Annotated in this window: 10 protein-coding genes; 2 read left to right on the forward strand and 8 right to left on the reverse strand. The window is 43.6% G+C overall.

What is annotated here, in order from left to right; translation table 11 throughout:
• Positions 1 to 76 precede the first annotated feature (76 nt).
• Positions 77 to 847, reverse strand: coding sequence for a DeoR/GlpR family DNA-binding transcription regulator (locus tag AB4329_RS05850; protein ID WP_017061404.1), 771 nt, complete (start codon positions 845 to 847; stop codon positions 77 to 79).
• Between the two features lie 429 nt (positions 848 to 1,276).
• Here AB4329_RS05850 and pykF point away from each other — a divergent pair, with 429 nt between their 5' ends.
• Both pykF and AB4329_RS05860 read left to right on the forward strand, forming a co-directional pair.
• Entirely contained in the window at positions 1,277 to 2,689 is a 1,413-nt protein-coding gene (gene pykF / locus AB4329_RS05855) for a pyruvate kinase PykF (protein WP_017061403.1), read from the forward strand.
• Between the two features lie 176 nt (positions 2,690 to 2,865).
• Positions 2,866 to 3,537 carry a GntR family transcriptional regulator gene (locus AB4329_RS05860; RefSeq protein ID WP_102332761.1) on the forward strand — a complete coding sequence of 224 codons (672 nt, stop codon included), beginning with the start codon at positions 2,866 to 2,868 and terminating at the stop codon, positions 3,535 to 3,537.
• A gap of 580 nt (positions 3,538 to 4,117) precedes the next feature.
• Here AB4329_RS05860 and AB4329_RS05865 read toward each other — a convergent pair.
• The 7 genes from AB4329_RS05865 to AB4329_RS05895 form a co-directional block, all read right to left on the reverse strand.
• Positions 4,118 to 6,001 (reverse strand): diguanylate cyclase, encoded by a 1,884-nt coding sequence (locus AB4329_RS05865; protein ID WP_372137810.1) that lies wholly within the window; start codon positions 5,999 to 6,001, stop codon positions 4,118 to 4,120.
• 113 nt (positions 6,002 to 6,114) lie between these two features.
• Positions 6,115 to 6,609, reverse strand: coding sequence for an acetolactate synthase small subunit (gene ilvN / locus AB4329_RS05870; protein ID WP_008219984.1), 495 nt, complete (start codon positions 6,607 to 6,609; stop codon positions 6,115 to 6,117).
• Between the two features lies 1 nt (position 6,610).
• Positions 6,611 to 8,368, reverse strand: a complete 1,758-nt coding sequence (locus tag AB4329_RS05875; protein ID WP_017062926.1) for an acetolactate synthase 3 large subunit — start codon at positions 8,366 to 8,368, stop codon at positions 6,611 to 6,613.
• A 460-nt stretch (positions 8,369 to 8,828) separates the two neighbouring features.
• Positions 8,829 to 10,637: a long-chain fatty acid--CoA ligase gene (locus AB4329_RS05880; protein ID WP_372137812.1), complete on the reverse strand. Its 1,809-nt coding sequence runs from the start codon at positions 10,635 to 10,637 to the stop codon at positions 8,829 to 8,831.
• Positions 10,638 to 10,839: 202 nt separating this feature from the next.
• Entirely contained in the window at positions 10,840 to 11,799 is a 960-nt protein-coding gene (gene leuO / locus AB4329_RS05885; protein WP_017061397.1) for a transcriptional regulator LeuO, read from the reverse strand.
• A 346-nt stretch (positions 11,800 to 12,145) separates the two neighbouring features.
• Positions 12,146 to 13,201, reverse strand: coding sequence for an MJ1255/VC2487 family glycosyltransferase (locus AB4329_RS05890; protein WP_372137814.1), 1,056 nt, complete (start codon positions 13,199 to 13,201; stop codon positions 12,146 to 12,148).
• A 54-nt stretch (positions 13,202 to 13,255) separates the two neighbouring features.
• The gene (locus AB4329_RS05895) at positions 13,256 to 13,780 is read right to left on the reverse strand and encodes a phosphatase PAP2 family protein (protein ID WP_372137816.1); all 525 of its coding nucleotides are present in this window, start codon (positions 13,778 to 13,780) and stop codon (positions 13,256 to 13,258) included.
• Between the last annotated feature and the right edge of the window lie 30 nt (positions 13,781 to 13,810).

Below are 13,810 nucleotides of genomic sequence, written 5' to 3' on the forward strand. Positions count from 1 at the left end.
ATTGGCAGCAAGCAAAGGCCAGATCTTCATTAAGATCAATTATAGGAAGGTAAATGCATAATACTTAAATTTGTTTTTACGCTGGATCGGTCAGGATCACTCGAACATCATGTGATTCGATACTTGCTTTGGATTCTTCGCCTAAGTCTGTATCGGTAATTAAGATGTCAATGTGTTCCCATGCCAGCTCTAAGTTCGGGATCTTTCGTCCCACTTTTTCCGACTCAACCATCACGATCACTTCTCGTGACACTTCAGCCATTACTTTGCTCAGGCCAACCAGTTCATTAAACGTGGTTGTGCCTCTATCAAGGTCGATACCATCAGCCCCAATAAATAGTTGGTCAAAATCGTAAGCACGAAGCACCGACTCTGCAACTTTGCCTTGGAAAGAGTCCGAATGGGTATCCCAAGTGCCGCCAGTCATTAATAACGTCGGCTCGCTTTCAAGCTCATTAAGCGCATTAGCAACGTGCAATGAGTTGGTCATAACAACCAAGCCACGCTTAGCATTAAGCTGCTGAATTAGAGCACCGGTCGTACTGCCACTATCGATCACGATGCGGTTATGGTCGCGAATTAAATCTGCAGCGGCTTTTGCCAATGAAATCTTTCGAGTCGAAACTTGTTGACCCAGCTCTTCGTTGACAACCTCTTTCGGTAACGAAATCGCACCACCATAACGGCGTAAAAGCTGACCGTTTTTCTCTAAAGACGCCAAGTCCTTTCTAATAGTGACTTCTGAGGTTTCGAACTTAGCGGATAATTCATCAACACTAACCTCCCCTTTTTCATTCACTAGGTTAGAAATTGCATGTCTTCTGAGCTGGGTGTTTCGTTTCGACATTTAAAAAAGGCCATTAAGTTTCGATATGAAACATATTATAGTTACAACGAAACTATTTAGTCCATTTATTTTGATCCAAAAAATTAATAAATAGCGATAAAACCTTGTCCTAAGACAATTGTTAAGCAGTGATATTGAACTCATTAGGTGGTAGAATCCGCACCCGAAAAGAAAAAAAATTACAAAACTGACTGTTATTTTTTTGCAACCTACCCCCTATATAGTGGGGTAAGTCACAGAAAACCGATATTGAATCAAAATCTTTTAGTCATAAAATGACTAAAATTGATGAAAGACTTACAACTCTGAAGGACATATTGGAAGTCCCGCGCTTTTACACAACAGGCACAAAATGTTGATGTAGCGGACCAATCTTCAGAACTTAAATAAATTTCAAATTGTAACAATACTTACCGGAGAGTACCTTCCATGAAAAAGACCAAAATCGTATGTACGATTGGCCCTAAAACTGAATCTGTAGAGAAGCTAACTGAACTAGTAGATGCTGGCATGAACGTTATGCGTCTTAACTTCTCTCACGGTGATTTCGCAGAGCACGGCACTCGTATCGCGAACTTCCGTAAAGTAATGGAAAACAAAGGTGAGCAACTTGCTATCCTTCTAGATACTAAAGGTCCAGAAATCCGTACTATCAAACTTGAAGATGGTAACGACGTAGATCTAGTAGCTGGTCAAGAGTTCACTTTCACAACTGACGCAACAGTTGTTGGTAACAAAGACGTAGTAGCAGTAACTTACCTAGGTTTCGCTAAAGACCTAACAGCAGGTAACACTATCCTTGTTGATGACGGCCTAATCGAAATGGAAGTTATCGCAACAACAGAAACTGAAGTTAAGTGTAAAGTTCTTAACAACGGTGCTCTAGGCGAAAACAAAGGTGTTAACCTTCCTGGCGTTTCTGTTCAACTTCCTGCTCTTTCTGAGAAAGACAAAGCTGACCTTAAGTTTGGTTGTGAGCAAGGCGTAGATTTCGTTGCTGCTTCTTTCATCCGTAAAGAAGAAGACGTTAAAGAAATCCGTGAGCTTCTAAACGCTAACGGCGGCGAGAACATCCACATCATTTCTAAGATTGAAAACCAAGAAGGTGTAGATAACTTCGATTCAATCCTTGAAGCTTCTGACGGCATCATGGTTGCTCGTGGTGACCTAGGTGTTGAAATCCCAGCTGAAGAAGTAATCTTCGCTCAGAAGATGATGATCGAGAAGTGTAACCGTGCACGTAAGATGGTTATCACTGCAACTCAAATGCTTGACTCTATGATCAGCAACCCACGTCCAACTCGTGCTGAAGCGGGTGACGTTGCGAACGCAATCATGGATGGTACTGATGCAGTAATGCTTTCTGGTGAAACTGCTAAAGGTAAGTACCCAGTTGAAGCTGTTACTATCATGGCTCAAATCGCGAACCGTACTGATTCAGCTCTTAAAGCTGAGCTAGGTTCTCGTCTAGACAGCCCACGTCTACGCATCACTGAAGCAGTATGTAAAGGCGCTGTAGACACAGCAGAGAAGCTAGCTGCTCCTCTAATCGTTGTTGCAACTGAAGGCGGTAAATCTGCACGTTCAGTACGTAAGTACTTCCCAACTGCAAACATCCTAGCTCTAACAACTAACGAAAAGACAGCTGCACAGCTAGTTCTTACTAAAGGTGTTAAGCCAGTTCTTGTTGACTCTATCGAGAACACAGACGCGTTCTACATCAACGGTAAAGAAATCGCTCTACAATCTGGCCTAGGTAACAAAGGCGACATCGTAGTTATGGTTTCTGGTGCTCTAGTAGCTTCTGGTACTACAAACACGGCATCTGTTCACGTTCTATAAGAATGAACCGATTCGCATAAAATATAAAAGAGGGCTTCGGCCCTCTTTTTTTATGAAACAAAATCTTGCCTAACTTTTCAGTACGCTGTATTATCAATAACAATAGAACTACGTACTGTTAACCTCCAACTGACTCTTTCTAAGAGGCGGATTAGCAGACTAGAAATCATATATAGATGAGGTTTGTAATGTCTAGTCCTACGCTCACTGACAAAGTATCAAAGATGATTCGCCAAGATATTCTTAATGGTGAGTTAACCCCAGGCCAAAAGCTTGTTGTTGCTGATCTAAAAGCACGCTACAACGTTGGCGCATCCCCTATTCGCGAAGCCTTGGTACAGTTATCTTGGAGCAAATACGTAAAGCTAGAGCCACAAAAAGGCTGCTGGGTATCTCCTGTATCAAAGAAAGAACTGAATGACCTATACGAAAGCCTTCGTGTTGTATCATCGGTTCTGCTTAAAAAAGCGATTGCAGCAGGTGATGAGAGCTGGGAACTGGATGTACTAACGTCTTACCATAAACTATCGCGAGTACAGTACGTATCTGAAGAGTTTGACTGTGTAGAATGGGAAGAGCGCCACCAGCAATTCCATGTCGCACTGCTTGAAGGTGCAGGTTCAGAGAACATGTTTAAGTTCTTTGATGACCTAATTAACCAAGTGAAACGTTACCGCTTCCTCGCTATGTCTGCAGAAAGCGCATCTGATGATCTGTTCAATATTGATGAGCACGAAATGATAATGAAACTAGTACTCTCTAAGAATGTAGAACAAGCAACAGAACTGCTTGATCAACACTTACTAGGTTCAATGAAACGAATTGAAGAAGTTATCGAAGCGGCATAACGCTAAAGTAGCTTCTAACCAAATAAAAACGGAGCCCAATGGCTCCGTTTTTTGTTTCCAGTATTACGACTGAACTACCACCCAAAAAACTCTTTGTGATGAGTATTGAGTAGCACAACCATAGGTAAAAAATACAAAGCACTCAATTGAAAGCCAAGAATGGCTAATGTGCCTATGGTTAACCTCACTAAAAAATCGACAAACATACCACGCCTCTTTTAACCAGACTGTATGATCCCCAAACTCTTGCTCCAGCTAACCTAATTCTACTGCTGCCTTTCAAACCATTGAAAAGGCTAGCTAATCAGTTGAATTAAGTTAACGGTGTCATCCTTTTACATCTGGTAAACACTCTATTTATTACACCGTTAAGCACGATGTAATCTGAAGCAAGGTAGTTTACTTATTGTTCATTTTAGCTCAAATTTCCACCAGCATTAGACTTTAGTCTAACTGTATAGATTTTGTGACATAGGTCGCTCAAAAGTGAGATTCCTATAAAAAGGGGGAGAGATAAAGTGAGTCGGGGCCAGCTTGAAGAGGTGAAGCAAAGAGAAGACAGGACTAGATAGAAGCGAACCTAAGCGACATCATCGTAGCTAGGACACATAGAGACCGCATTACGACCAGACGATTTAGATTCGTAAAGCGCAACATCGGCACACTTGTATGAGCGAGTACTGTTACTTGTTAAATCAGTAAAGCCAACACTCACCGTTACCTTAGTTCCGGCTGCCAGTTCAATCTCTATTCGCAAGCGATCCAATACGCGCTTTGCTTCTGGCAGAGACGTGTGTGGCATCAAGAGTGCAAACTCTTCTCCTCCGACACGTGCAACAAAGTCCGTCCCACGAAGGCTATCTTGCAGAAGTTTAGCAACACCAGCGATCACACGGTCACCTTCGTCGTGGCCAAGCTCATCATTGATTCGCTTGAAGTTATCGATGTCCACCAAGGCTAAGCAGGTGGTCGCTTCGATCGGGTAACGCTCAACTAAGCGAGAATAGTAGGCCAGCTGCTCTTCGAATTTTCGTCGGTTCCAGAGGTTACTCAAAGAGTCACGTTCACTTAAGATCCTCAAACGCACCTCAAGCTCCTTCCTTACGGAAATATCAACCAACGAGGTGATGTAGTAACTGACTTTGCCTGAATTGTTTTTGACCGCATGCACTCGCATGATCGCAGTAAAAGGAATACGCAGCTTGTTCTTACACTGAACCTCCCCTTCCCATACTTCTTCTTGCTCTAAATGACTCCAAATAGCCGAGCTTGAGAGCACTTGGTCGGTATTCTCAAGCAGCAACTGCAATGCATTTTGACCGATCACCTGTTTTTTGCAGTACCCAGTCATGTTCTCAAATTCGTTGTTGATCATCATTGTGCGGTGCTGCTTGTCAGAGATCATCACTGCCGACATACCATTCAATGCGGCGCGTGCCAATTTACTCTCTAGGCGTCGGCGTCGGCAGTGCGTCACCAGGTAAGCAAACGGGAAAGCGAATATCAGCACCGTAATCAGAACAATGATCTCTTCATGGGCCAAATCATCTAGATCACGCTCAGCCCGATCCATCAGTTGCTTTTGATTAAGTTGAATCAATAAATGGACCTTTTGACTGTTCGCGAGCATAACCGTGTTAAAGGCAAACAAATTACCATCTTCAAAAACGTATCCCACCTGATCATTGGAGATCGCATCCCACGTCTTCGGCGCGATATTTTTCAGGTTATAGCCTTTTCTTTCAGGAATAGAGTCTCCGAACAACTTACCGCTGTTGTTACTCGCGATGAAGTAACCCGCGTCATTGAGAACTTCTGCTCTAAGATCGTTATCTGGTGAAAAGCTCAGACGCGACGATAAGCCCCATACATCAAGATTGATGACGAGGTAGCCTACTCTTTCGTCAGGGGTTTCTACTGGGGTAAAGACACGGATTACCGGCGAATAAGGGAAGGTGACTTCACCATGCTCAGTTTCAAGCTCAATACCCCAACCGCCAATCTGTTCGGCTTCTAGTTTTTGAGCGTATTGGAAGTAGTTAGAATCCGACCTATCTTGCAGCTGTTGAGGAAACGTCACTCTACCGGTATCAGAGGAATAGTTAACACGCACCAATTCTTTGCCAGTGACATCTAACAGATGGATTTGTGTATACCACTTCTGGTTCACGAGAACAGATTGCCAGACCTCTTCAAGTAGATGTTTGGTTTGGTCTGAGGGAGAGGAAGCAAAGTTAACCAAGCTCTGGCTATGACTGAGTAGCTCCATGACCGAGACTAACTGAGTCTTGAGAAGATCATAATCTCGCTTGGCATACACTAACTGATGAACGGCTTGCTTAGCTGAGTAGTCAAAGCTCTGCTGTTTTACTTCTTTGTAGCGCTGCAAATAATACAGACATACTGCAGAAGACAATATGATAGAGATAATCAGCAATGTAATTATTGATTTTTTATTTCGCATTGCTAACTCAGATGAATGGAAGTGCAGCGCGGGATTATAGCACTCTAAAAAATTAACAAAATAAAAGCCGCTTAAAAAAGCGGCTTTAAAGTTATTTTTTAAAGACTTATCGTCTAGGCTTTCAACGCACGTTCGCCTCGTGCGATGCCAACAACACCACTTCGAGCTACTTCAAGCACTTCCGTCACTTCAGACAGCGCCTGAATGAAGGCATCCAGTTTCTCGCTAGTACCCGCCATTTGAACCGTATATTGAGAAGCCGTAACATCAACGATCTGACCACGGAAGATATCCGCTGTGCGCTTCACTTCCGCACGAGCAAAGCCGCTCGCACGTACTTTTACCATCAACAGCTCACGTTCAATGTGTTCAAGTTCAGACACTTCTTGTACTTTAAGTACGTCGATTAGCTTATGCAGTTGTTTCTGAATCTGCTCAAGCTGCATTTCGCTCGAGTTAGTAGTGACGTTCAAACGAGACAGCGTCGGATCATCGGTTGGAGATACGTTCAAAGACTCGATGTTGTAGCCACGCTGAGAAAACAAGCCAACCACACGAGAAAGCGCACCAGGTTGGTTTTCCATTAGTAGTGAAATAATGTGTCTCATATTATGTTCTCTCCGTTTTGCTTAGCCACATGTTATCCATACCCTCGCCTTTGATCTGCATTGGGTATACGTGCTCGGTGTCATCCACACTAATATCGACAAATACCAAACGGTCTTTCATCGCCAGTGCTTTTTCCAAACCTGATTCCAATTCATCCGGAGATGAAATGCGCATACCAACGTGGCCATAAGCCTCAGCGATAGCAGCAAAATCAGGAACAGAGTCCATATATGAGTTAGAGTAACGGCCTTGATAAACAATGTCTTGCCACTGTTTTACCATGCCTAGGAAACGGTTGTTAAGGTTAATAATCTTAACCGGGATATTGTATTGCAGCGCAGTCGACAGCTCTTGGATATTCATTTGAATACTGCCGTCACCGGTTACCACAACCACCTCTTCATCTGGCTTAGCAAACTTAACGCCCATACCAGCAGGCAGGCCAAAGCCCATCGTGCCTAGACCACCAGAGTTAATCCAACGACGTGGCTTGTTAAACGGGTAGTATAAAGCAGCAAACATTTGGTGTTGACCTACGTCAGAAGCAACATAGGCATCGCCATTGGTTACTTTATGCAGTGTTTCAATTACTTGCTGTGGTTTGATGCGCTCAGACGATTTCTCGTAAGCTAGGCAGTCACGCTCTTGCCACTGCTTGATTTCACTCCACCAGCTTTCAATCGCTTCTGCATCGTTAGTGCCGCCTTGCTCAACGAGCAAGTTCACCATGCTCTCTAGAACCTTTTCAGCAGAACCTACAATCGGTAGATCCACTTTTACGTTCTTAGAGATCGAAGATGGGTCGATATCAATGTGCATGATCTTCGCATCAGGGCAGTACTTATCTAGGTTATTAGTCGTTCGATCATCGAAACGTACGCCAATACCAAAGATCAAATCCGCATTGTGCATCGCCATATTGGCTTCATATAAACCATGCATGCCTAACATACCCAAAGAGTTCTTATGGGTGCCAGGGAAAGCGCCAAGCCCCATTAGGGTGCTTACCACAGGTAAATTCAGTGCCTCTGCTAATTTTAACAGCGGCTTATCTGCCTCAGAAATAACCGCACCACCACCGACATAAAGTACCGGCTTCTTCGCTTCAAGAAGGGCTTTTAGCGCCTTTTTGATCTGACCTTTATGACCCGTAACCGTTGGGTTATACGAACGCATTTTGAGCGTTTCTGGGTATTCATAAGGAAGCTTGATTTGTGGGTTTAAGATATCTTTCGGCAGATCAATAACCACAGGACCGGGACGCCCTGTCGTTGAAATATAGAATGCTTTTTTAACGACTTCAGGGATATCTTCCGCTTTCTTAACTAAGAAGCTGTGTTTAACGATCGGGCGTGATACACCCACGATGTCACACTCTTGGAAGGCGTCATTACCAATGAGGTTATTTGGTACGTTACCAGAAATAACAATCATTGGGATTGAGTCCATGTAGGCGGTTGCAATACCAGTAACGGTATTGGTCGCACCTGGACCAGAACACACAAGTACTACACCCGGTTTACCGGTAGAACGAGTATAGCCATCTGCCATGTGGGTAGCGGCTTGTTCGTGTCGCACTAATACGTGTTTAATTTCAGCAGTTTTAGCATGCAACGCATCGTAGATATCAAGTACAGAACCACCTGGGTAACCAAAGATTTGTTCTACACCCTCTTCAATTAGAGACTGCACCACCATCTCAGCGCCGGATAACATTTCAGCGCCGGATGACATGGCTGTTTCAGGTTTTGTTGTCATATTGCTCTCCTCACCAGTTTCCAATCATATTTGGTGAACATGTTGGGCTGGTTTTTCATAGTCTAGGGCTTATTCGTAGCCTAATTCGAAATACTTCCACTTTTTCGGCTATGGCTGTCTGTCGTGATAACAACAAACAGTAATACGAAACAACTTTAACGCTTTATTATCATCTGGTCTAACACCTGTTATTCGGCAACTGTGCCAAAAAACCAACTATTAGCTCAAAGCATTAAATAAAACCCAACTCAGCCCCCCACGCCAGGTTTAAACACTAGTTAGCAAACAAAAAAAAGCACTTAATATTTTAATAGATCGCTATTTATCGATAAACCGCGAGCTTGCTGGTGTGCGCTTTCGCACATTGTGCTGTGTCATTAGATACAAAAAATCCCCCTAAAAATGCAATCACATTCGTAGGGGGATTTTTAAACAACTGAAAATTTATCTAAGCAGAAAACTACTTATCTTTAGGCTTTTCGTTGTACATTTCTTCGATTTCGTCTTGATACTTATCGTTGATAACTTTACGACGCAATTTTTGAGTTGGTGTCAGTTCACCATCATCCATAGAGAATGCTTTTGGTAGCAGTTTGAATTTCTTTACTTGCTCAAACTTAGCCAGTTCTTGCTGTAGGTCATTCACACGCTTTTCTAGCATCTCGACGATTTGGTGATGCTTAACCAGCTCAACGCGATCGTGATACTTGATGTTCAGTTCTTTTGCATACTCTTCTAGCGAGTCATAACAAGGAACAATCAGCGCAGAAACGAATTTGCGTGTATCAGCGATAACAGCAATCTGTTCGATAAAGTGATCTTTACCAATCGCGCCTTCAACCACTTGCGGGGCAATATACTTACCACCAGAGGTTTTCATCAGCTCTTTGATACGATCAGTAATGAACAGGTTACCATTTTCATCAAAATGACCCGCATCACCGGTTTTCAAGAAACCGTGCTCATCGAATGTCTTTGCGGTCTCTTCTGGCATCTTGTAGTAACCGCGCATCACCATTGGACCACGAACAAGAATCTCGTCCTTCGCACCAATTTTCACTTCTGCGCCCGGCATCGACATACCAATCGAATCTGGGTTAAAACAGCGGTCATCCCAACAAGATACTGTTGCTGTAGTTTCTGTCATACCGTAGCCAAGTTTTACGTTGATGCCGATAGCATGGAAGAAACGACCAATCGTCTCATCAAGCTTCGCGCCACCACAAGGCATGAAGTTGATATTACCGCCCAGCAGCGCACGCAATTTAGAGAGTACTAGCTTATCTGCTAATGCATGGCTCTTCTTCAGCATTAGCGAAGGAGCGCGACCTTCTTGGTGACAAACAGAGAGTTTCGCTCCCATGTTCACCGCCCAAGTAAATAGAACCTTGCGGATAAACGGCGCTTTCGAAACCTTCTCGTGAATCGCAGAGAAAATCTTCTCGTAGAAACGTGGAACCGCACACATTACGGTTGGCTTCACGTCGCTCAGCGCGTCACGCACCTGCATGGTATCTTGCAAGTAACAGTTGGTTGCGCCTTTATAGAGAACGTAGAACGTCCACGCACGCTCAAATACGTGAGATAGAGGTAAGAAACACAATGAGACATCGTCTTTGCTTAAACTTAGACGCTCGTCATGGCCTTCTAATTGATAGCCAATATTGGTGTAATCAAGCATTACGCCTTTCGGCTGGCCAGTAGTACCAGAGGTATAGATAAGAGTCAGTAAGTCGTCCATGCTTGCATCTGCAAGACGAGCATCAAGTTCAGCTTGCTGAGCTTCAACACCGCGCGCCATGAAATCAGCCCAAGATACCGCAAAGCTATGGCCTTGAAGATCGATATCATCAGACATCGCGACAACCACTTCTAGCTGTTCACACTCTTCGAATAGGCTCACCGCCGCGTCAAATTGAACTTGCTCACCAACGAATAAGATCTTCACATCCGCATTTTGGATGATGTAAGACGACTGTGCTGCTGTGTTGGTTGGATAAATCGGCACAGTCACAAGACGAGCTTGTAAAGATGCAAAATCTGCCACGGTCCATTGAGGCATATTATTTGAATAGATACCGATCTTATCTTGAACTCTCAGTCCCTGAGCCAATAGTGCTAATGAAAGCGTATCGATTTGTTGTCCAAACTGTTCCCAGCTAATGCCTTGCCATACATTGTCTACTTTGTGCTTCAAAGCTGTACGGTTGCCGCCTTGGGCAATTTGGTCACGAAGTCTTTTTACGATATGAAAATCTAAATTGGCCATCTCTTTACCTTTAGGCTTACACCTGTAAGCTTTTTTGAGCGCACAAGTGTACCTCTGATCATGGAAAAGGCAACTGATGAAGCTCAAAGTTATAAGTAATAGTACGTCTAACGCTTAGTTTTCTACCTACTAAAATAGCGCGCATAAAAAAGCCCTAAGCCAGTCTCCTAGCTTAGGGCTTATAAATCATAGGGATTAGTGTCTAGTTAAGTGCCACTACTTCGCCACAGATCATCATTAACTGATCTCGTAACCAAATGTGTCCTTTATCCTTTTCACTTGATTCGTGCCAGCTTAGGAAGCCAGAAATCGCCGCATTATCGAATGGGAAATCTAGAATCTGAAGCTGCTCTTTGTTTGCTGCATGTTCTACCATCCAACGAGGAGCAATTGTTACTAGTTCAGATTGGCCTACAACGTAAAGAACGTTGCTTAAGCTCGTGCCTTCGTAGAAAGGCGTGCAATCTAGGTCACGGTAAGCTTGCTCAGAGAAGCTACGTTGACCATGGATGCGAGACAGTTTTGCGTGCTTTTCGTTAAGCAGCTCTGCCGCAGAAACTTCACCGTTGATACGTGGGTGAGAAGCAGAAGCAACCACAACTAATTCGTCTTGGAAGATTTCAGTGCTTGAGAAGCCTTGCTCATCAAAACGAGCGTAATCAATAACGAAGTCGATTTCTTGGTAGCGCATACGCTCAGAAAGTTGACGATCGAATTCAGCATCCATGTGCAGTTTAACGCTAGGTGCTTGCTCATTGATAGTCGACATAATCTTAGGTGCAAAACGCATGTCACAAGGGCTGCAAATCGCAAGCTTGAACAGGCGAGAAGAAGACTCTGGAGAGAACACAGAACTTGGTAATTCGTTGCGTACTAATTGTAGCGCTTGGCGGATAGGACCAAACAACTGACGTGCACGTTGAGTCGGTTGAATACCACGACCTTGGCGCATGAATAGTTCGTCGTTAAACATCACTTTTAGACGAGCAACAGCGTTACTTACAGCAGGCTGAGACATACCCAGATTGTGAGCTGCACGTGTAATGTTTTGCTCTTGCATAACTGCATCAAATACAGTCAAAAGATTTAAGTCGACTCCACGAAGTGTGCTTTCCATTCTGTAGCTTGCAATAGCACTCATTGCGTCTTTCTTATCTAACATTCAAGTTGCCTCTTGTCGGTTCGACAGCGTTAAATTGGTAATGGTATGAGAATAGATAACCACTAATTCTTATATTTATCAGACCGATGTTTTTCGGATTGACATTACTATTAACCAATGCATCTCGAGCTACCAACAAGATTGATAAAGAATAATTTTATTTTACCTTAATGATTAAACAACATCTAAAAATCAATTATTTATAGAGTTATAAAAAAACATAAAATGCGTCACTTATGAGTTTAATTTCGACTTATTTAGCTGTTCTATCGTTTGGTTACATTTGTTACAATTTATTGAGCTCGTGAATTGTTCAACCGGTCAATTCAGAAATAGCACTTATGAGTTAGGTGAGCGATGCATAACTTGGAAAGTCGACCTTGTCCCAAAGTTGCTTTCTTAAATCATCTTGATTAGACCAATTCCCTGCTAATACCCACTCAACGAGTGCACTTGCCACGTCTGGATAGGTGACCACTTCGGCCTGTTTTTCACTGAGCCAAGCGCGCAAGATAGCCGCATCTAAAAACGTCATGGTTTGAGCTAACCCAAGGGCCTCTAGCGTCGCCACATTGCTCTGTTGTTCGAACTGTCCTTCGAGTGGTTTGAGAAGCAATTTCTTCCCCAAAGTTAGGGCTTCAGATGGCAATTCAAAGCCGCCATTTGCGACCACACCAGAGCACTGATTGAGGTCGAATTGAAAGCCCGCATGACTCAGTGGTTTGAACTCAATATTTTCAACTCGGCTATGCTCAATCACATCCGGGTGGTAACAGACAAAGTTTTGCGAAATGAACTTCATCAGCAGCTCTGAGATCGACTCAAGATCCTCAAATGGCAAATAGACCAACGTAAAATCTTGTGTTGTTTTTATTTGTTGATCACCAACCAGCGTGTGAACGATAGGCGGCAAAATCGGCTGTTCAAAGTGATACCAGTGCAAGCCAATAGAGTGCTCGGTTGAGGCGAAATGTTGAATCACTGAATGTTCAATCCAGTTGCCCCCTTCTTTGGGTACATCATAACGAAACGCATTCTGGTGGCTTATCCCAATGCATGGCACACCTTGTCTCTTAGCCGCCCATGCAGTGACAGGCTCAAAATCATTAATCACTAAGTCATAAGGCGTAAGATCGATCTGGTTAATCTCACGGAGAAATCGCCAGATGTTGTTCTTCATGAATGTTTTGCCGTATTTAACCTGCCCCTGCTCGCTGTAAAAAGTTAAGCCGCTGCGGGTCTGATAGTTGCCAAACGCTTCCATCGAAAAGTATTTGCTCTCGTCTCGCCCTGAGAACAGAAAGTCGACATCAATATTTTGCTGACGAAAAGCGACGGCCATTGCTCTCGCTCGAGCAATGTGCCCATTCCCTGTGCCTTGTACGCCATATAAAATTTTCATGCATGTTCCTTTAAATTTACCACTTAAGCTCGGCAGTGGTTACCAACAAAATGATTACGGGATGAAGCTGATAGCGAGGCTGGTACAAGCGATGCCCAAGGCTGCGCCAATCAGTACGTCCGTTAAAAAGTGCACACCGAGCAAGATTCGAGAGCCTGCAATCGCAGTTGCCCACACCAAGCTAAAGAGGTACAAGCTCGGATAGAAATGTCCGATTAGGGTCGCCATAACAAAAGCAGCAGCGGAATGCCCTGAAGGCAGACTGTATTTATCGGATGGCACAATATGAGAGTGAAGTAGTGAAGAGAATTCAGCTGGTCTGCGACGTTTGAGGGTATTTTTCGCGAGCCAGTAGATAGGCAACTCGATGGCAAAGGCGGTTAAACCGACCAATAGAAAATCTCGGCCAGTACTGCTATCAGCCAACAAAGCAATCAATGCAACTAACACGTAAAGGTGTCCATCTCCAGTATGAGACACCGCTTTACTGAGCGTTGCATGTTGCCCGCTATAACGGTTTTTTAAACAGAAAACAGAAAATGCCACATCCCAACGGACAATAGGTTCGATTGTACGCATACGATCTCCTTAACAATCCTTATTCAGTTA

Origin of the sequence: Vibrio sp. 10N.261.54.A5, assembly GCF_041471145.1 — a bacterium.
Lineage (GTDB): Bacteria > Pseudomonadota > Gammaproteobacteria > Enterobacterales > Vibrionaceae > Vibrio > Vibrio crassostreae_C.

Coding starts and splice junctions, on each gene's coding strand:
- AB4329_RS05850 (WP_017061404.1), bottom strand. CDS start 847: ATGTCGAAACGAAACACCCAGCTCAGAAGACATGCAATTTCTAACCTA.
- pykF (WP_017061403.1), top strand. CDS start 1,277: ATGAAAAAGACCAAAATCGTATGTACGATTGGCCCTAAAACTGAATCT.
- AB4329_RS05860 (WP_102332761.1), top strand. CDS start 2,866: ATGAGGTTTGTAATGTCTAGTCCTACGCTCACTGACAAAGTATCAAAG.
- AB4329_RS05865 (WP_372137810.1), bottom strand. CDS start 6,001: ATGCGAAATAAAAAATCAATAATTACATTGCTGATTATCTCTATCATA.
- ilvN (WP_008219984.1), bottom strand. CDS start 6,609: ATGAGACACATTATTTCACTACTAATGGAAAACCAACCTGGTGCGCTT.
- AB4329_RS05875 (WP_017062926.1), bottom strand. CDS start 8,368: ATGACAACAAAACCTGAAACAGCCATGTCATCCGGCGCTGAAATGTTA.
- AB4329_RS05880 (WP_372137812.1), bottom strand. CDS start 10,637: ATGGCCAATTTAGATTTTCATATCGTAAAAAGACTTCGTGACCAAATT.
- leuO (WP_017061397.1), bottom strand. CDS start 11,799: ATGTTAGATAAGAAAGACGCAATGAGTGCTATTGCAAGCTACAGAATG.
- AB4329_RS05890 (WP_372137814.1), bottom strand. CDS start 13,201: ATGAAAATTTTATATGGCGTACAAGGCACAGGGAATGGGCACATTGCT.
- AB4329_RS05895 (WP_372137816.1), bottom strand. CDS start 13,780: ATGCGTACAATCGAACCTATTGTCCGTTGGGATGTGGCATTTTCTGTT.